This window comes from Weizmannia sp. CD-2023 (assembly GCF_036225245.1).
In the GTDB taxonomy this organism is placed as follows: Bacteria; Bacillota; Bacilli; order Bacillales; family Bacillaceae_C; genus Weizmannia; species Weizmannia faecalis.
The window spans coordinates 19,221-37,547 of sequence record NZ_JARTJQ010000077.1; the positions used below are offsets into that span (position 1 = coordinate 19,221).

21 protein-coding genes are annotated in these 18,327 nt (G+C 48.2%); 14 read left to right on the forward strand and 7 right to left on the reverse strand.

Annotation, left to right across the window (positions count from 1 at the left end; all coding sequences use genetic code 11):
• Nucleotides 1–53: 53 nt before the first annotated feature.
• From P9687_RS11140 to P9687_RS11150, 3 genes are all read left to right on the forward strand, one after another.
• Complete coding sequence (locus tag P9687_RS11140) at nucleotides 54–944, forward strand: LysR family transcriptional regulator (protein ID WP_071646891.1); 891 nt, start codon at nucleotides 54–56, stop codon at nucleotides 942–944.
• Between the two features lie 61 nt (nucleotides 945–1,005).
• On the forward strand, nucleotides 1,006–1,716 hold the full coding sequence (gene dapD, locus P9687_RS11145) for a 2,3,4,5-tetrahydropyridine-2,6-dicarboxylate N-acetyltransferase (RefSeq protein WP_014095617.1): 711 nt from the start codon (nucleotides 1,006–1,008) through the stop codon (nucleotides 1,714–1,716).
• 67 nt (nucleotides 1,717–1,783) lie between these two features.
• Entirely contained in the window at nucleotides 1,784–2,902 is a 1,119-nt protein-coding gene (locus P9687_RS11150; protein ID WP_014095616.1) for an N-acetyldiaminopimelate deacetylase, read from the forward strand.
• 37 nt (nucleotides 2,903–2,939) lie between these two features.
• Here the strand turns inward: P9687_RS11150 and yhfH are convergent, their stop codons facing one another.
• From yhfH to P9687_RS11170, 4 genes are all read right to left on the reverse strand, one after another.
• Nucleotides 2,940–3,074, reverse strand: coding sequence for a protein YhfH (gene yhfH, locus P9687_RS11155; RefSeq protein WP_013858915.1), 135 nt, complete (start codon nucleotides 3,072–3,074; stop codon nucleotides 2,940–2,942).
• A gap of 456 nt (nucleotides 3,075–3,530) precedes the next feature.
• Nucleotides 3,531–5,198 carry a ribonuclease J1 gene (rnjA, locus tag P9687_RS11160; RefSeq protein WP_014095615.1) on the reverse strand — a complete coding sequence of 556 codons (1,668 nt, stop codon included), beginning with the start codon at nucleotides 5,196–5,198 and terminating at the stop codon, nucleotides 3,531–3,533.
• A gap of 4 nt (nucleotides 5,199–5,202) precedes the next feature.
• Nucleotides 5,203–5,409 carry a DNA-dependent RNA polymerase subunit epsilon gene (locus P9687_RS11165; RefSeq protein WP_013858917.1) on the reverse strand — a complete coding sequence of 69 codons (207 nt, stop codon included), beginning with the start codon at nucleotides 5,407–5,409 and terminating at the stop codon, nucleotides 5,203–5,205.
• Between the two features lie 128 nt (nucleotides 5,410–5,537).
• Nucleotides 5,538–5,789, reverse strand: coding sequence for a hypothetical protein (locus tag P9687_RS11170; protein ID WP_142743390.1), 252 nt, complete (start codon nucleotides 5,787–5,789; stop codon nucleotides 5,538–5,540).
• Nucleotides 5,790–6,157: 368 nt separating this feature from the next.
• Here P9687_RS11170 and pdhA point away from each other — a divergent pair, with 368 nt between their 5' ends.
• The 6 genes from pdhA (at nucleotide 6,158) to P9687_RS11200 (ending at nucleotide 11,769) form a co-directional block, all read left to right on the forward strand.
• The gene (gene pdhA, locus P9687_RS11175) at nucleotides 6,158–7,264 is read left to right on the forward strand and encodes a pyruvate dehydrogenase (acetyl-transferring) E1 component subunit alpha (RefSeq protein ID WP_014095614.1); all 1,107 of its coding nucleotides are present in this window, start codon (nucleotides 6,158–6,160) and stop codon (nucleotides 7,262–7,264) included.
• A gap of 3 nt (nucleotides 7,265–7,267) precedes the next feature.
• Entirely contained in the window at nucleotides 7,268–8,245 is a 978-nt protein-coding gene (locus P9687_RS11180) for an alpha-ketoacid dehydrogenase subunit beta (protein WP_014095613.1), read from the forward strand.
• Nucleotides 8,246–8,359: 114 nt separating this feature from the next.
• Entirely contained in the window at nucleotides 8,360–9,673 is a 1,314-nt protein-coding gene (locus P9687_RS11185; RefSeq protein ID WP_014095612.1) for a dihydrolipoamide acetyltransferase family protein, read from the forward strand.
• 4 nt (nucleotides 9,674–9,677) lie between these two features.
• Entirely contained in the window at nucleotides 9,678–11,090 is a 1,413-nt protein-coding gene (gene lpdA, locus P9687_RS11190; RefSeq protein ID WP_014095611.1) for a dihydrolipoyl dehydrogenase, read from the forward strand.
• 186 nt (nucleotides 11,091–11,276) lie between these two features.
• Complete coding sequence (locus P9687_RS11195; protein WP_014095610.1) at nucleotides 11,277–11,519, forward strand: hypothetical protein; 243 nt, start codon at nucleotides 11,277–11,279, stop codon at nucleotides 11,517–11,519.
• Nucleotides 11,520–11,658: 139 nt separating this feature from the next.
• Entirely contained in the window at nucleotides 11,659–11,769 is a 111-nt protein-coding gene (locus tag P9687_RS11200; RefSeq protein WP_014095609.1) for a GapA-binding peptide SR1P, read from the forward strand.
• 128 nt (nucleotides 11,770–11,897) lie between these two features.
• Here the strand turns inward: P9687_RS11200 and P9687_RS11205 are convergent, their stop codons facing one another.
• Nucleotides 11,898–13,367 (reverse strand): aminotransferase class I/II-fold pyridoxal phosphate-dependent enzyme, encoded by a 1,470-nt coding sequence (locus P9687_RS11205; RefSeq protein ID WP_014095608.1) that lies wholly within the window; start codon nucleotides 13,365–13,367, stop codon nucleotides 11,898–11,900.
• A gap of 120 nt (nucleotides 13,368–13,487) precedes the next feature.
• Here P9687_RS11205 and P9687_RS11210 point away from each other — a divergent pair, with 120 nt between their 5' ends.
• Nucleotides 13,488–13,646, forward strand: coding sequence for a hypothetical protein (locus P9687_RS11210; RefSeq protein ID WP_014095607.1), 159 nt, complete (start codon nucleotides 13,488–13,490; stop codon nucleotides 13,644–13,646).
• 34 nt (nucleotides 13,647–13,680) lie between these two features.
• A complete protein-coding gene (locus P9687_RS11215) occupies nucleotides 13,681–13,968 on the forward strand; it encodes a UPF0223 family protein (RefSeq protein ID WP_014095606.1) in 288 nt (95 codons plus the stop codon).
• Between the two features lie 123 nt (nucleotides 13,969–14,091).
• Here the strand turns inward: P9687_RS11215 and P9687_RS11220 are convergent, their stop codons facing one another.
• Complete coding sequence (locus P9687_RS11220; RefSeq protein WP_014095605.1) at nucleotides 14,092–14,712, reverse strand: DUF1054 domain-containing protein; 621 nt, start codon at nucleotides 14,710–14,712, stop codon at nucleotides 14,092–14,094.
• A 195-nt stretch (nucleotides 14,713–14,907) separates the two neighbouring features.
• Here P9687_RS11220 and P9687_RS11225 point away from each other — a divergent pair, with 195 nt between their 5' ends.
• The gene (locus P9687_RS11225; RefSeq protein WP_014095604.1) at nucleotides 14,908–15,102 is read left to right on the forward strand and encodes a hypothetical protein; all 195 of its coding nucleotides are present in this window, start codon (nucleotides 14,908–14,910) and stop codon (nucleotides 15,100–15,102) included.
• A 202-nt stretch (nucleotides 15,103–15,304) separates the two neighbouring features.
• Complete coding sequence (locus P9687_RS11230; RefSeq protein ID WP_014095603.1) at nucleotides 15,305–16,099, forward strand: inositol monophosphatase family protein; 795 nt, start codon at nucleotides 15,305–15,307, stop codon at nucleotides 16,097–16,099.
• A gap of 12 nt (nucleotides 16,100–16,111) precedes the next feature.
• Here P9687_RS11230 and P9687_RS11235 read toward each other — a convergent pair whose 3' ends face one another.
• Entirely contained in the window at nucleotides 16,112–16,297 is a 186-nt protein-coding gene (locus P9687_RS11235; protein WP_014095602.1) for a YlaF family protein, read from the reverse strand.
• Between the two features lie 124 nt (nucleotides 16,298–16,421).
• Between P9687_RS11235 and typA the strand changes: the two genes are divergently transcribed.
• Entirely contained in the window at nucleotides 16,422–18,266 is a 1,845-nt protein-coding gene (gene typA, locus P9687_RS11240; RefSeq protein WP_014095601.1) for a translational GTPase TypA, read from the forward strand.
• Nucleotides 18,267–18,327 lie beyond the last annotated feature (61 nt).

Sequence of the window (18,327 nt, forward strand, 5' to 3'; positions counted from 1 at the left end):
ATGGCTGCGCGGTCCTTTTTTCCATAAACCAAAGAAAACGGATTGGGGTTAACATGAATTTTTCGGAGTGTCAGTTACTGTCTGTTTTAGCACAGGAGTTAAATATGCGGAAGGCGGCTGAACGGCTGTTTGTGTCGCAGCCCGCCTTGTCGCAAAGGCTGCAGTCGATTGAAAAGCAGTGGGGAGCGCAATTGTTTCTCCGCACGCAAAAAGGGTTGATCATAACGCCTGAAGGGGAACTGGTCATCCAGCTCGCCAACGAAATGCTCGAAAGGGAAGAAAATGTGCGGGAAGCCATCCGCACGCTCGACTCAAAAGTGTACGGAACATTAAAAATCGCCTGCGCCACGATCGTCGGCCAAAACTGGCTGCCGAAAGTACTGAAAACATTCGTTGAAAAATATCCGGAGGCAAAAATCTCGCTTGTTACGGGCTGGAGCAGTGAAATTTTGCGGTCCATTTACGAAGATGAAGTCCATATCGGCATTGTCCGCGGCTTGAATGAATGGAAAAGTACGAAAATCCATTTGTTTGAAGATCCGCTCTTTCTTGTAGACCAGGAAATTGACACCCTTGAAAAGCTGCCGGCTGCCGACCGGCCGTTTATCCAGTTTAAAAGCGATTCGAATTATTATCAGGAAATGATGGACTGGTGGCACCGCGAGTTTCAAACTTCCCCGAAACAAACAATCGTAGTAGACCAGATCGAAACGTGCAAGCAAATGGTTTTTAACGGTATTGGCTATGCGATTTTGCCTGCGATCACGCTGGACGGGGCGGAAATCCGCCATCTGCACAAAATTCCGCTCGAAGGGGAAGGCGGGGAGCCGCTGAAACGCGACACATGGCTGCTCGGTTATGACGCCGCGTTTCAATTGAAGCAGGTCCGTGCTTTTGTAAAAGTGGTGCGTGAATTTATTGCGGCGCAGCCCCATATCCTTTAAAATGAAACATATGCGCAAATGATCACATTTACGTGCGAATCTGCTGTCAGGAGGCATACATATGGACATGATGGATGCAAATGAAATCATTTCATTCATAGCAAACAGCAAAAAATCAACACCTGTAAAAGTATATGTGAAAGGAAATGTCGAAGGCCTTGATTTCGGTGAATCAGCCCGTGTTTTTGCAGGCGGCGGCATGGCTGTCGTCTTTGGTGAATGGGAAGAGATTTCGGCCGTGCTGGAAGCAAACCGTGGCAAAATCGCGGATTATGTTGTGGAAAATGACCGCCGCAACTCGGCCATTCCGCTTCTCGATTTAAAAGGAATCAACGCCCGCATTGAACCTGGCGTCACGATCCGTGACCGTGTGGAAATCGGCAATAACGCCGTCATTATGATGGGGGCCGTAATCAATATTGGCGCCGTCATTGGAGAAGGCACGATGATCGACATGAACGCCGTTTTAGGCGGCCGTGCAACAGTCGGGAAAAACTGCCATATCGGAGCGGGCACCGTGCTTGCCGGGGTCATTGAACCGCCTTCTGCGAACCCGGTTGTCATTGAGGATGATGTATTAATCGGGGCGAATGCTGTGATTCTGGAAGGCGTACGCGTCGGAAAAGGGGCGGTTGTGGCAGCCGGTGCGGTCGTCACGCAAGATGTGCCGCCGCATACCGTTGTTGCGGGCATTCCGGCAAAAGTGATCAAAGAAATTGACGAAAAAACAAAATCCAAAACCGAAATCATGAAAGACCTCAGAAATTTGTAAGCCGGGGACGGGTGCCAAAAAAACGGTGCCCGGCCTTTTTTGCCATACCGGAAAGGAAGGACTGGATATGGAAACGAATTTGATTGCCATCAGGCGGGATCTGCACCGGATTCCCGAACTCGGATACAAGGAGCATAAAACACAGCGGTACATCCTTGATTTTATTTCGCGTTTGCCAAAAGGCCATCTTGAAGTGAAAACATGGAAAACCGGGGTGCTTGTAAAAGTAAAGGGGACCTGCCCCGAAAAAAAGATTGGTTACCGGACGGATATAGACGGCCTGCCGATCAAAGAAGAGACAGGGTTCCCGTTTCAATCGGAACACGAAGGAAACATGCATGCGTGCGGTCACGATTTTCATATGACGATTGCACTCGGGATTTTATCGCATTTTGCAAGCCGGCCCGTTAAGGATGATCTGATCTTTATTTTTCAGCCGGCAGAAGAAGGGCCTGGCGGGGCGAAAGCGATGCTGGAAGAAGTGCTGCACGATGAATGGCAGCCGGACCTTGTGATGGCACTCCATGTTGCGCCGGAATACCCGGCTGGTACGGTGGCGGTAAAAAAAGGGCTGCTGTTTGCCAATACATCTGAACTGTATATTGACCTGGAAGGAAAGGGCGGGCATGCGGCCTATCCGCAGCATACAAAGGATATGGTGGTGGCGGCGGCCCATCTGGTGACCCAGCTCCAGTCTATTATCTCACGCAATATCGACCCGCTCGACAGCGCAGTGGTGACCATCGGGAAAATCACCGGCGGCACGGTTCAAAATGCAATCGCGGAACATGCACGCCTTGAAGGGACGATCCGCACGTTATCGAGCGAAGCGATGGAAAAAGTGAAGCACAGGATTGAAGCACTCACAAACGGGCTTTCGGCCGGTTTTGAGTGCCGGGCGGAAATTGATTACGGCTGTAATTATTACCAGGTGTTCAATCATCCGGAAGAGACCGCCCGCTTTATGGATTTTGTCCGAAGCTACGAGGGGGCGCACCTGCATGAATGCAGGGAGGCTTTAACAGGGGAGGATTTCGGCTATATGTTGAAAGAAATCCCTGGCTTTATGTTCTGGCTCGGTGTCGGGTCACCATACGGGCTGCACCATGCCAAATTTGCGCCGGACGAACGAGCGCTCGAGACAGCTGCCGATTTGATGATAGCCTATATTTTATCGTTGCAATAAAAAAGAAGGGGATTTCCCCTTCTTTTTTATTACGGCGTTATTCTTCTTTTTTGGAAAGGCAATGGTCGCATTCCAGCATGTATGATTCTGCTTGTTCTTCAATCGGCTGACCGCATTCAGGGCATTGTTTCGCAGGCAATGTTTTAAAAAATTCAACTGGGCTCATCATCATTTTTCATCCATCTCCTTTTTCGTGTTTGGATTTTTAGGTTGTTATAAAACCATTCAATGATGCTGCGACAGCCGGGCCCGGGCTGGTGTCAGCAAAAGCATGTTTTATAACAACAAATCATTTATCCTTCTGTTATAATACAGTATATACCCTGAAATTTGTTTTGTACAGTACTTTTTGCAAAAAAAAATAAAAAATTCTTTTCAAGCGGATGGATAAAATTGGAAACGTTTCCTCTGCAAAACGCCGGCCGGATCGGGTACACCGGTTTGGCACGCCTTTTTCAAACAGACATACAAAAAAGCACTATGCTAACGGGGAGGACACTGAAAAAATGTGTTTTAAATTTATTTATACAATGCAAAAAAACGGCGAGACACGATGAATGGTGGTGTCTCGCCGTTTTTCGTTTTCTTTTGGACTTTTCAAGTGGGCTTCCTGACGGGATCCCCTTTTTTAAACTTCCATAATAATCGGCATAATCATCGGCCGGCGTTTCGTTTTTTCGTATAAAAACGGCGCCAGCGTATCCGTAATTTCATTTTTGATTTCGGCCCATTGCGTCGTTTTCCGTTCCATCACTTTATTCAAGTGCTTTGTGATGATCGTTTGCGCTTCGTTGATCAAATCGCCGGATTCACGCATGTACACAAAGCCCCTTGAAATAATGTCAGGGCCGGATGCAATTTTAAACTCGTTCATATTGATGGCCACAACGACAATGACGAGCCCTTCTTCAGAAAGGATGCGGCGGTCGCGCAAAACAATATTGCCGATATCGCCAATGCCGCTCCCGTCAATATAGACAGAGCCGGATGGGATTTTGCCAGCAACTTCTGCGGTGTCATGACCGAGCGCCAGCACTTCCCCGTTATCCATGATAAAGCAGTTTTCTTCCGGGACGCCACAGTCGTTGGCAAGCTTGGCATGCATCCTGAGCATCCGGTATTCACCGTGGATTGGCATAAAATATTTCGGTTTGATCAGCCGCAGCATCAATTTCTGTTCTTCCTGACCGCCATGGCCTGATGTGTGCACATTGTTCAAAGACCCGCTGATCACATCGGCGCCGGCGCGGTACAGCAAATTAATCGTCCGGTTGATGCTCGTCGTATTACCCGGAATCGGGGAGGAAGAAAAAACGACGGTGTCGCCCGGTTGGATCTGGATCTGCCGGTGCGTGCCATTTGCAATTCTGGACAGAGCCGCCATCGGTTCGCCCTGGGTACCGGTACAAAGAATGGTAACCCGGTTGGCCGGCAGACGGTTCAATTGTTGTGTGTCAATAAACGTATCTTTCGGGGCACGGATATAGCCGAGATCACGGCCGATTTCAATCGCCGCTTCCATACTACGCCCGAACACGGCAATTTTCCGACCCGCCAAAACAGCCGCTTCCGTCATCTGCTGCAGGCGGTGGATATTGGAGGCAAAGGTTGCAAAAATAATCCGTCCGTCCACTTTCCGGAAAATATCCTGAATGCTTTCCCCGACACGTCGTTCAGACATCGTAAAATGCGGCACTTCGCTGTTTGTGCTGTCGGACAAAAGGCAAAGCACGCCTTCTTTTCCGATTTCGGCCATTTTCGTTAAGTTGGCCGGCTCACCCACTGGTGTAAAGTCAAACTTAAAGTCGCCGGTGTGCACGATATTGCCCGGCGGCGTTTTGACGACGATGCCGTAAGAATCCGGAATGCTGTGCGTCGTCCGGAAAAACGTAACAGATGTTTTCCGGAATTTAATCACATCGTCTTCTTTAATTTCAATCAGCTTTGTCTGCCGGAGAAGGCCGTGCTCTTCCAGCTTGTTCCGGATAAGGCCGAGTGCAAGCTTCCCGCCGTAAATCGGGACATTGATCTGGCGCAGCAAATACGGAATGCCGCCGATATGGTCTTCATGCCCGTGCGTAATAAACAGGCCCTTAATTTTGTCCGCGTTTTTCACGAGGTAGGTATAATCCGGGATGACATAGTCGATTCCGAGCAGTTCATCTTCCGGAAATTTGATGCCTGCATCAATTAAAATGATTTCATCTTGAAATTGTACGCCATAAGTATTTTTTCCGATTTCGCCTAATCCGCCGAGGGCGAAAACCGCTGTCTGGTCATTTTTAACAAATTTCATACAGTTACTCCGTTAATTTAAAATTTTCCTGCTGCTTTTCGTATTCAAGATATTTTCCCTCAAGCAGCTGAATGTATTCAATGTTGATTCGGCGGTCTTTCAACTTTTGGCGTACTTCCCTTTCCGATCCGGCTTCAATATAGAACGTCTTCGTGTTTTCCCGGACAGGAATCTCTTCAGGATTTTCCTGGTAATACACTTTGTAAATCATGATTAATCTCTCCTTGCTCCGTTTTCAATGTAACTTTTTCTATTATATATAAATCATGGTACATATCACAACTTTTTCATGGCCTTTTTTTCATAAAGAAAAGAATAATCCCTCTGGAAAAGAGGGATTCAAAAGTTCAGGCGATTAACTTTTTGCGCAGCATATCTTTCCACTGTTTTAAAAGCTTCTTCCTCAGCTTTTTTAACATTGTGGATCAACTCCCTACTTCTATTGTAATATTTATTTGGATATTGTAAAGGCGTGCGGCTCATCTTGTCCTTTATTATATGTAGGGAAAATGCGGAACCATCACGCCAAAATATGACAATTTCCGGCATGCCGGGAAAGATTGCTGCAAAAAATGGCAGCGTTTGCAACAACGTTTCGGGCCCGCGGAACCGGTTTTCCTGAAAACCTTCTCTCGCAACGTTTCCGCTTTTATAGTACAGTTTAAATTGCATATTGATACAGTTTTCCCGGGGAGAATGATTCGGTATATTAAAAAAATATCGGATAGAAAAAGCGTTTATAATTGACGCTTTTTTATTTTTCATGTACTCTATATATGTTGAATATAGTGTTGTATTAGTCACATCCGCTTTTTTATTGATACAGCGCTTTTTTGGCAGGCCAAAAATGATTGCGGTTACTTGAAAGAATTGTCGGTTTCTGCAGTAAACACACATTTTTTAAAATCGGCGAAATTGTATATCCATATATGCGGATAAAGAAAGGATTGGTGAACGGGATGGCTTCACGCACAAACCTTGATGAAGTAAAGACGCTTCATGATATTGAAGAAAAGTTTGAAACAGTCCAAATCTTAAATGAAGAAGGGAAAATTGTAAACGATTCCCTCATGCCGGATTTAACGGATGAACAGCTTCAGGAAATGATGCGGAGAATGGTGTATACGCGCATTCTTGATCAGCGGTCCATTTCCTTGAACCGCCAAGGCCGCCTCGGGTTTTACGCGCCGACTGCCGGCCAGGAAGCTTCCCAAATTGCTTCCCATTTTGCACTTGAAAAAGAGGACTTCATTCTCCCGGGATACCGCGATGTGCCGCAGCTGATCTGGCATGGCCTTCCGCTTGAACAGGCATTTTTATGGTCGCGTGGACATGTGGACGGGATGAAGGGCATTGAAAAATTGAACATTCTCCCGCCGCAAATCATTATCGGCGCTCAGTATGTGCAGACTGCCGGCGTTGCGCTCGGCATTAAAAAACGCGGCAAAAAGGCCGTTGCCGTGACATATACAGGGGACGGCGGCAGTTCACAAGGGGACTTTTACGAAGGCATCAACTTTGCGGGTGCTTTTAAAGCCCCAGCTGTTTTTATTGTTCAAAACAACCAGTTCGCGATTTCAACGCCGCGTTCCGTGCAAACTGCGGCCAAAACACTGGCGCAAAAAGCGGTGGCTGCAGGCATCCCGGGCATTGTAGTGGACGGCATGGACCCGTTTAGTGTATATGCGGCGGTAAAACGCGCGCGCGAACGGGCGCTCGCCGGAGAAGGTCCTTCTCTGATTGAAACGATCTGCTACCGTTTCGGCCCGCATACGATGAGCGGGGACGACCCGACGCGTTATCGTACGGAAGACCTTGACAATGAATGGGCGAAAAAAGATCCGCTCGTCCGTTTCCGCAAGTTCCTCGAACAGAAAAACCTGTGGAGCGAAGAGCAGGAAAATGAAACGATCGAACAGGCGAAAGAAGATATTAAAGCTGCCATTAAGAAAGCGGACAGCGCACCTAAACAGAAAGTGACGGATCTGATCTCCGTGATGTACGAAGAACTTCCGCAAACTTTAAAGGAACAATACGAATTTTACCAAGCAAAGGAGTCGAAATAAGCCATGGCCCAACTAACGATGATACAGGCAATTACGGATGCGCTCAGGACCGAGTTGAAAAATGATGAAAATGTTTTGGTATTCGGTGAAGACGTCGGCGTAAACGGCGGCGTCTTCCGGGCAACGGAAGGGCTGCAAAAAGAGTTCGGCAAAGACCGCGTCATCGATACGCCGCTCGCCGAATCCGGCATCAACGGGCTTGCCATCGGGCTTGCGCTCCAAGGGTTCCGGCCGGTTCCTGAAATCCAGTTTTTCGGCTTTGTTTTTGAAACGATGGACTCGATCCACGGCCAGATGGCGAGATACCGGTTCCGCACCGGCGGGGATTTGAAAATGCCGATTACGATCCGCGCTCCTTTCGGCGGAGGCGTGCATACGCCGGAAATGCATGCGGACAGCCTCGAAGGACTCATGGCGCAAACACCGGGCATTAAAGTTGTAATTCCGTCCACGCCTTATGATGCGAAAGGGTTGCTTATCTCCGCGATCCGGGACAATGACCCGGTCGTTTTTCTCGAACATATGAAACTGTACCGTTCTTTCCGGGAAGAAGTGCCGGAAGAAGAATATACGATTCCGCTCGGAAAAGCCGATGTAAAACGGGAAGGAAAAGATATTTCGATTATCGCTTACGGCGCAATGGTCCATGAATCATTGAAAGCAGCGGATGAACTTGAAAAAGAAGGGTACTCCGCAGAAGTGGTTGATCTCCGTACAGTCAGCCCGCTTGATGTAGAAACGATTGTGGCGTCTGTGGAAAAAACAAACCGCGCCATTGTCGTCCAGGAAGCACAGCGCCAGGCTGGTGTTGCGGCAAACGTCGTTGCGGAAATCAACGAACGCGCGATTTTGAGCCTGGAAGCACCAGTATTGCGCGTAACAGCGCCGGATACCGTTTATCCGTTCTCGCAGGCGGAAGGCGTTTGGATTCCGACCTATAAAGATATTTTGGAAAAAGCAAAAGAGACATTGACATTCTAAACCGGTTTTTGCCGTAAACGGGTGATGGCGGCGCGTTGAACCGAGATACATTCCAATCAAGTTTTTTGCTGCACCTTGATGGGGGCGCATTTTGAAAAAAGGAGCGTGAACACCTTGTCATTTGAATTCAGGCTGCCGGATATCGGCGAAGGGATCCACGAAGGCGAGATTGTAAAATGGTTTATTAAACCGGGCGATAAAGTTTCGGAAGATGATGTGCTTTGTGAAGTGCAAAATGACAAATCGGTTGTCGAAATTCCGTCCCCTGTGGAAGGGACTGTTGAAGACATTCTTGTTGAAGAAGGGAGCGTCGCAGTTGTCGGCGACGTCCTTGTAAAATTCGATGCGCCCGGATATGAAAATCTTAAATTTAAAGGGGATCATGGGCAAGATCAGAAAGAAGAGGCGGCAGAAAGTGCAAAACCGGAACCGGCCAAACCGGAACCGGCAAAACAGGAAACAGCTGAAACTGCCAAGCCTGCTGAAAAAGAAGCAGAACATGGCTCCGAATCCGCGGATCGCCGCGTGATCGCAATGCCATCCGTACGGAAATATGCCCGGGAAAAAGGCGTCGATATCCAGCTTGTGTCCGGAACCGGAAAAAACGGCCGCGTGCTCCGCGAAGATATCGATGCGTATGTGAACGGGCCGCAGCAGCCGGAAGCGGAAACCGGCAAAACCGAAGCACAGGCACCTGCTTCCCAGAATGCTATTCCTGAAGGGGAATTCCCTGAAACACGTGAACCGATGAGCGGCATCCGCAAAGTGATTGCAAAAGCGATGGTCAACTCGAAACAAACCGCGCCGCATGTTACGCTGATGGATGATGTCGATGTGACGGCACTGGTCGCGCACCGGAAAAAATTCAAAGAGATCGCGGCAGAAAAAGGCATCAAACTGACTTTCCTGCCGTATGTCGTAAAAGCGCTCGTCAGCACGCTGCGGGAATACCCGGTTTTAAATAGTTCGATTGATGATGAAACGAATGAAATCATCCATAAGCATTATTACAATATCGGGATTGCCGCTGATACGGAGCGCGGCTTGCTTGTGCCGGTCGTCAAACACGCCGACCGCAAACCGGTATTTGCGGTTTCCAAAGAAATTAATGAACTGGCTGAAAAAGCAAGAGATGGAAAGCTTGCCCCGAACGAAATGAAAGGCGCTTCCATTACGATTTCCAATATCGGTTCCGCCGGCGGGCAATGGTTTACACCGGTTATCAACCGTCCGGAAGTGGCCATTTTAGGAATCGGCCGGATTGCAGAAAAGCCGGTCGTTAAAAACGGTGAAATTGTTGCAGCGCCTGTACTGGCGTTGTCGCTCAGTTTTGACCACCGTATCATCGATGGTGCCACCGCACAAAATGCGTTAAATCATATCAAACGTTTGTTGCATGATCCAGAACTTTTATTAATGGAGGCGTAATCTGATGGTTGTAGGAGATTTTCCAATTGAAACCGACACAATTGTAATCGGCGCAGGGCCTGGCGGATATGTCGCGGCCATCCGGGCAGCCCAGCTCGGCCAAAAAGTGACGATCGTTGAAAAGCAGTTTATCGGCGGGGTTTGCTTAAATGTAGGATGCATTCCTTCAAAAGCGCTCATTTCGGCGGCGCACCGCTATGAATACGCAACGGAATCCGAGGCGCTCGGCATTGCCGTTGAAAATGCAAAAATTGATTTTGGGAAAGTGCAGGAATGGAAATCCGGCGTCGTGAAAAAACTGACCGGAGGCGTAGAAAGCCTGTTAAAAGGCAACAAAATTGACATCGTCCGCGGGGAAGCCTATTTTGTCGATGACCATACGCTTCGTGTAATGGACGAGAAATCAGCGCAAACCTATACATTTAAAAATGCGATTCTCGCAACCGGTTCGCGACCGATTGAAATCCCTTCCTTCAAATTTTCAGAACGCGTCATTGATTCAACCGGCGCGCTGAGTTTGAAGGAAATTCCGGAAAAACTCGTCATTATCGGCGGCGGCGTCATCGGAATGGAACTCGGGACAGCCTATGCAAAATTCGGGACGAAAGTAACGATTTTGGAAGGGGCAAAAGACATTATCGGCGGCGCGTTTGAAAAACAAATGACTTCCCTCGTTGTCCGCAAGCTGAAAAAACGGGGTGTCGAAATTATCACGGAAGCGATGGCAAAAGGCGTGGAAGAGAAGGAAAACGGCGTAGTTGTCACGTATGAAGCAAAAGGCCAGGAACAAAAAGTGGAAGGCGATTATGTGCTGGTTACGGTCGGGCGCCGTCCAAACACAGATGAACTCGGCCTTGAACAGTTGAATTTAAAGATGACAGACAGGGGCATTATCGAAGTGGATAAACAGTGCCGGACAAGCGTGCCGAATATTTATGCCATCGGCGATATTGTCCCGGGCCCGCAGCTTGCCCACAAAGCCTCCTATGAAGGGAAGATTGCGGCCGAAGCCATTTCCGGGCAGCCGGCCGAAGTGGATTACCTCGGCATTCCGGTCATTGTCTTTTCTGATCCGGAACTTGCAACGGTCGGCTATACAGAACAGCAGGCAAAAGAAGAGGGCATTGATTATGCAGTCGGCAAATTTCCGTACGGCGCGAACGGGCGGGCACTTGCCCTTGAAGCCGGCGAAGGTTTCGTCAAACTGATTACACGCAAAGAAGACGGGCTGTTGATCGGTGGCCAAATCGTCGGGATCAGCGCTTCCGATATTATTTCGGAAATCGGCCTCGCAATCGAGGCGGGCATGACAGCGGAAGATATCGCGCTGACGATCCATGCCCACCCGACATTAGGGGAAATTACGATGGAAGCGGCCGAAGCGGCACTCGGCACCCCAGTCCATATTTTAAAATAATGATTCAAAGGCTTCACACCGGGAAGGCTGCCCCGGCGTGAAGCCTTTTTCCGTTTAAAGGCGCCGCTATAAGGCTATAACAGTAACAACTGCATATGGGACAGATTTTTTCGTGCTGGCAGGCAAGGTTATAACAACGAAACTGCGTGCATATTTTGAATTATGATGAAAGGTGCAGGTGGGACAATGAAATGTACGGTGGCATTTTTATTCCAGATCATGATATGGAGCGGTTTTAAACTGGCAGAGTGGTTGTCCGATCACGATCCAGTTATTTTTACCGCCGCCCTGTTCATTATTTTTTTATTCATTGCCTTTGCCCTGGCAAAATCAATTGTGCATTCGCTCCGGGCTGCATCTGTGGTAACGGTGCTGAGTCTCGCTGTATACGGGCTTGTGGAAGTGTCATTTTCAAAACTGATTTTCTAAAACAACCGCAAAATGATTTCGCTTTCAATTGTATAACATAATTTAAAATATGTTATACAAAATCCTTGATTTTTTCTCCAGTATGACATATTATAATATTACAAGCGATTACAAAAAGCGCAAAGGGGAGGAAAATCGGATGGGAATCATTGTTTGCCAATCATGCGATGCCACGATTGACCACGTTGAGGAAGAAAAAGTATCCGTGCTTTACTCAACGTGTGACCAATGTAAACACGAAGAAGAATAGTCCTGAACTGTAGCACTTGATTTTTCCAATGCATGCGTCCATTTTCTCTCGGCCGGCTTGTTGCCCGGCTTTTTTTGCGTGATGGGACAAAAAAGCAGGCGGGAAGGCCCCAGCCTGCTTTTTCAAACTTATTGAATGGCATGATGTTCTTTAATGACGCGGATCGTTTGCAATGTTTCGTCTTCAGGCCCCTGTACGGGAAGGCCGGCTTCGATGTTTTTCCGGATATAAGCAATGTTTTCTTCCGTAATAATTTCCCCCGGGATAAAAATCGGAATGCCCGGCGGATAGACCATGACAAACTCGGCAATGATCCTGCCAGCAGAACCGGAAAGCGGAATGGATTCCGTCTCGGCATAAAAGGCATCACGCGGCGAGAGGGCAAGCGATGGAATTTCGGGAAGCATCACTTTCACCCCTACCTTGCCGGACAAATGCGAGAACGTGTCGGACAAGCTGTGTAAAGCCTCAACGAGCAAGTCCAGCTCCGTTTCCGTATCCCCGGGCGTCACAATGCAAAGAATATTGTACAAATCAGAGAGTTCCACTTCTATATGGTAGGTTTCACGCAGCCATTTTTCCGCATCATGGCCGGTGATCCCCAAATCTTTTACAGAGATGATCAACTTCGCCGGATCGTAATCATATGTTGCTTTCGTTTGGAGGATCTCGCTTCCGGCGCAATACAAATGATCGATTTCGTTTATCCGCTCCCGTGTTTTTTGCGCAAGGCGGGTTGTTTCCTTGATGATCGTGCTTCCCTCGGTTGCAAGCCTTTTTCGGGCGACATCGAGCGAAGCCAGTAAAATGTAGGAAGTGGACGTGGTCGTCAGCATGCTGAAAATGCTTTGGACACGTTTTTTCGATACAAGCCCTTCCTTCAGATTCAAGATCGAACTTTGCGTCAGCGAGCCGCCAAGCTTGTGGACGCTCGTTGCGGCCATATCGGCGCCGGCCTGCATGGCGGAAACTGGCAGTTCATCGTCAAAATGAATATGGACACCGTGTGCCTCGTCCACCAGTACCGGGACATGGCAGGCATGGGATATATCCACAATGCTATTCAAATCAGCGGAAATGCCGTAATAGGTCGGATTAATGACCAGAACGGCTTTCGCATCGGGATGCTGCTTGAGCGCTTTGGAAACGGACGCCGGGGTAATGCCGTGTGAGATGCCAAGCAAAGGATCCACTTCTGGGTGGATAAAAACGGGCACGGCGCCGGAAAACACAATCGCAGACATCACCGATTTATGGACATTGCGTGGCACAATAATTTTATCGCCCGGCCCGCAGACGCTCATCACCATGGCCATAATCGCGCCGCTCGTCCCTTGTACGGAAAAAAACGTGGCATCCGCACCGAATGCTTCCGCCGCAAGCTTCTGCGCCTCCTCAATCATGCCATGGGGCTGGTGAAGATCATCGAGCGGCTCGATATTAATTAAATCCAGTTTTAATACATTGTCGCCGATGAATTTGCGAAAATCAGGATCCATCCCGCGCCCGGTTTTATGGCCGGGAATATGGAATTGGACGGGATTTCGTTCAATATGCCGGAGAAGCCCGGTGTATAACGGCGTGTGATATTGTGACAATCATTCCACCTCTTTATCTCATTGCTTGCTTTTGAAGAAAAACAAGATGAATTATAGCATTCCGGACACGGTTTTTAAATAGTTTTTCTTTGCACAGGGAAAAAAAGCCGGATGCGGGCAATGGAAAAAGATAAAGCGCATAAAGCATGGAGAAATGAGGGGAAGCTAGACGGTGAATGTACAAGGCGGGGAGCCATGGGAAACCAAACGGATGGTAGCCCTTGTATTCCGGCAGATGGCGGCATCATTGGCCAGGCGGAAGCGATTCAGGTAAAATAGAACGGGTATACAGAAGAAAAGCGAGGTGGTTTGGATGGAATATCCATATCCGATTTCAGCTGACTGGTCGACACAGGAAGTCATCGACGCCGTTCAATTTTTCGAAGCGGTGGAAGAAGCATATGAAAAAGGGGTCAACCGGGATGTGCTGCTTGCCAGGTACCGCCGTTTTAAAGAAATCGTCCCCGGGAAGGCGGATGAGCGGAATATATGCAATGAATTTGAAGAGGCGAGCGGTTATTCCCCGTACCGGGCCATCAAGAAAATGAAGGAAGAGCAGGGACCGGTCATTAAAATGGATAAAAACGGATCGCGCGATTAGCGGCACGGAAAGAAAGCAGCATCACCCGCTGATGCTGCTTTTAAATTGTCTGCAAATTACGAATCGGCACAGGAGAAAAAGCGCACCGTGTTCCGGCGCGCTTTTTTCCACTCTGCATGCTGTTTAGGCCATTTTGTAGATGGGTAATACATGTACAAAGACGTCCTCGATCGTTTTGGCCAGTTCATCCGGGGACATGCCGGCTGCTTCTTCCCGCGGGATCTCAAGCCCGCAAAGCATTTCGGCTTTTTTAACAACCTGCATCCGTCTGAAAAACGTGTTTAAAGTATGGGGATTCATACGGTCAGTGCGGATGCCACCCGGTTTTGTATGATCATCCGACCAAATGTAATGGCCGGGTATATTTTCTAAAATCGGATCAATTTTCTTTTCGAGTTTTTTTCCGATGGACGCTTTTTGCGGGCACTCATTCATGACGGCCGTGACAATGAAGAGCCGGTCTTCCCACAGCCCGATTTGAAAATGAGGAAGCATTTTGTAGCCGCGCTTGCCAGGGGAAAAGGCCACCCACGTATCTTTCGGCGGATTGACGGTACGGCGGGCGTGTTTGGCAACATGATAAAATATTTCTTCACCGGTCAAAACCGACAAAACCGGCGAAAAATACTCCCCCAATACTTCAAGTTTCGGACGGACGGTTGATTTCAGCTGTTCCATCCGCTGATCGAGGCCTTCGATCCGGAAAACGTCAAAATCCTGTCCAGTAAAAGCAGTGATGCCCATTTGTTCACCTCCGTTCTGTATGAACCATGGGGATATTCATATTTTATCATCCATCAGGGAGGTTTAACAAATAAAAGCCGGTGGGTAAAAATAGGTATACACACAATTTTGTTACATCAATCGAGATTACACATAATATATATAAAGATAATATCAGAAAATTCATATCATTACCCCAGGAGGATGTGAAGAAAAATGAAACAAGTAATCTCTTCGGTGAAAAGAAAACCTTATGAAAGAAAACGGATTGCAGTATTGCGCATGGAACTGGATTACGAACTGGCTACGTTATATGAAGCGATGGAAATGAAAGATGAAGAGCAAAAAGGAAAGTCGATTAAGCGTCTGGAAAAAATCCGTGAAGAACTGCTGAAAATGAAAGCCATGTAATGGAACGAAAAGGCAGGATGTCGTTGAAAGCGGACTCCCTGTATTGGATACAGATGGGGTTCGTTTTTGTGCAGGAGAGGTTCATCTTTACTGACAAAACCGCTATGGGAAAACGATTTCGGACGCATTCTCAAAACTTGATAATTGTCTTTATTTCCTTTACGCTTAAGGGAAATGATTTGCATAGATGGAGGGCCCGACTATGGACAGATGGGAAGAAATCAATACATATGCCGTCCGGTGGATCAGGGAAGCGGGCGAGCGGATTCTTGCTTCGCAAAAACCGCTGCAAATTGAAACAAAATCGGACCGCAATGATCTGGTTACCAATATTGACAAGGAAACAGAACAATTTTTAATCGGCAAAATCCGGACAACCTTTCCGGATCACCACATTTTGGGTGAAGAAGGCTTCGGTGAGGATATTCGTGATACAGAAGGCATCCTCTGGATTGTGGATCCGATTGACGGGACGGTCAATTTTGTCCACCAAAAAGTCAATTTCATGATTTCCATTGGGGTCTACGAGAACGGAGAAGGCAAACTGGGCTATATTTATGATGTCGTCCGGAAAGAATTGTATTTTGCAGAAAAGGGCAAGGGGGCTTATTTTAACGGGGAACGGATTCCGTTACTTGCGCAAAACAGGCTGGAAGATACGATCCTTGCGCTGAATCCGTATTGCATGGTGGAAAACAGGGGTATCGACCCGGCCCGTCTGGCAGCGCTTGTCAGGGATGTGCGCGGCACAAGGAGTTACGGGTCGGCAGCGCTTGAGCTTGCTTATGTGGCAATGGGAAGGCTTGATGCTTATATTACGATGCGCCTGTCGCCGTGGGATTTTGCCGCCGGGAAAGTGATCGTGGAAGAAGTGGGCGGCGTTGTGACGGATGTTTTCGGGCGCCCGCTCGATATGCTCGGGAACAGTTCCGTGTTTGCCGGCAAGCCCGGGCTGCATGAGGAAATTTTAAAGCGGTATCTAAAAGGGCAGGAATAAGAAAAGAGGGGCTCACAGTTTCCCCTCTTCACGCATTTTTTTCTTTGTTTTAAAGCCGAATCCCATAATGACAATGAGAAGCGCGGTGCAACCGAGAATGCCGGCAACGCTTTGGGCGCCGATCGCAACGCCGATGCCGCACATGGAAAGGAATGCAGCCAGTGAAAAGAACACAAATACCCATTTGATTTCCCGCATATGATGAACCTCCCTCTCCCCTTATTTTAGCGAAAATGTTTTAATAAAGCCAGCATTGTGTTATAATATTTTAGTTAAAGGTACAGACTAACATAGATTTGCGTTTAGGCAGGAGGAAATGTTTTTGAAAAGAAGAGAAGATTTACGCAACATTGCCATTATCGCGCACGTAGACCATGGGAAGACGACACTTGTGGACCAGCTGCTGAAGCAGTCCGGTACTTTCCGTGCCAATGAGCATGTTGAAGAACGTGCAATGGATTCCAATGATCTGGAACGGGAAAGAGGCATTACGATCCTTGCCAAAAATACGGCAGTTCATTATAAAGATAAGAAAATCAATATTTTGGATACTCCGGGACATGCTGACTTTGGCGGCGAAGTCGAACGGATTATGAAAATGGTGGACGGGGTCTTGCTTGTGGTGGATGCCTATGAAGGCTGCATGCCGCAGACGCGTTTCGTGCTGAAAAAAGCACTGGAACAAAACTTGACGCCGATTGTGGTCGTAAACAAAATTGACCGCGATTTTGCACGCCCTGAAGAAGTGGTTGATGAAGTGCTTGAATTATTTATTGAGCTGGATGCTAATGATGAACAGCTGGAATTTCCGGTTGTGTATGCTTCCGCCATTAACGGGACGGCAAGCCTCGATCCGGATCCGGCCAAACAGGAAGAAAATATGAAAGTGCTGTTTGATACGATTATCGAACATATTCCGGCACCTATCGACAACCGCGAAGAACCGCTCCAGTTCCAGGTTGCCCTGCTTGATTACAACGATTATGTCGGGCGGATCGGCATCGGCCGCATTTTCCGCGGAAAAATGCATGTCGGCCAGCAGGTGGCATTGATGAAGCTGGACGGCAGCGTCAAGCAGTTCCGTGTCACCAAAATGTTCGGTTTCTTCGGGCTGAAGCGGGAAGAAATTGAGGAAGCATATGCCGGGGATTTAATTGCGGTATCCGGAATGGAAGACATCAATGTCGGGGAAACGGTCTGCCCGGTTGAACACCAGGAAGCACTGACGCCGCTCCGCATTGATGAGCCGACTTTGCAAATGACTTTCCTTGTCAACAACAGCCCGTTTGCCGGCCGTGAAGGAAAATTTGTGACGGCGCGGAAAATTGAAGAACGGCTCCGTTCGCAGCTGCAGACGGATGTCAGCTTGCGTGTTGAAAACACTGACTCTCCGGATGCATGGGTTGTATCTGGACGGGGGGAACTGCATTTATCCATTTTAATTGAAAATATGCGCCGTGAAGGGTTTGAACTGCAGGTTTCAAAACCGAAAGTGATCATTAAAGAAATCGACGGCGTCAAATGCGAACCGGTGGAACGTGTCCAAATCGATACACCGGAAGAACACACCGGTGCGATTATTGAGTCGCTCGGTTCCCGGAAAGGCGAAATGCTCGATATGATCAATAACGGAAATGGACAAGTCCGCCTGATTTTCAATGTCCCGGCCCGCGGATTGATCGGCTATACGACCGAATTTATGACGCTCACGAGGGGTTACGGCATTTTAAACCATACGTTTGATTCCTACCAGCCAATGCAGTCTGGTCGTGTCGGCGGCCGCAGAAACGGCGTTCTCGTCTCCATGGAAACGGGCAAAGCCACGACATACGGCATGATGCAGGTGGAAGACCGTGGCACGCTGTTTGTCGAGCCAGGCACGGACATTTATGAAGGCATGATCGTCGGGGAAAACTCCCGTGAAAATGATATTGCTGTCAATATTACGAAAGCAAAACACGCGACAAACGTCCGCTCGGCAACAAAAGACCAGACGGCGGTCATCAAAAAGCCGCGCATAATGTCGTTAGAACAGGCGCTCGAATACCTGAACGACGACGAATATTGCGAAGTGACGCCAGAATCAATCCGGCTGCGCAAAAAAATCCTGAATAAGAGCGAGCGCGAAAAAGCGCAGAAACGGGCAAAAGCAGCAGAGAATGCATAAGCAAAGAATAGGGCCGGCATGACCCTGTTCTTTCATATATTCAAAGGGGAAAAGGGGAGAT